The sequence below is a fragment of the Cupriavidus sp. 05N39 genome (assembly GCF_056397325.1).
Window position 1 is genome coordinate 1 of the sequence record NZ_JBFTNE010000362.1, and the last position, 395, is coordinate 395.

The 395-nt window shown below is 62.8% G+C and carries 1 protein-coding gene; it reads left to right on the forward strand.

Annotated features, from left to right (window positions below):
* Positions 1–32: 32 nt before the first annotated feature.
* On the forward strand, positions 33–395 hold a 363-nt coding region (locus AC1DN0_RS41715), incomplete at its 3' end, for a large ribosomal subunit protein uL3 (protein ID WP_477146699.1).

The following is a 395-nucleotide window of genomic DNA, read 5'->3' on the forward strand; positions in this document are numbered from 1 at the left end:
GTTCAGATCAAGCTGACCTGAGGACTACGACCATGACGAAGAAATATTCGTTGGGCTTCGTGGGCCGCAAGGCTGGCATGAGCCGCGTGTTCACCGAAGATGGCCAGGCCATCCCGGTAACCCTGATTGAAGCCACCCCGAACCGCATCGCGCAGATCAAGACCGTCGAAGCCGACGGCTACAGCGCCGTGCAGGTGACCGTCGGCGCGCGTCGCGCTGCCCTGGTCAACAAGCCGGAAGCCGGTCACTTCGCCAAGGCGAAGGTCGACGCGGGTCGCGGCCTGTGGGAATTCCGCGTTGAAGACGCGCAGCTCGGCGATTTCGCCGTCGGCGGCGAAGTCAAGGCGGACATCTTTGAAGTTGGCCAGAAGGTCGACGTCCAGGGTGTCACCAAG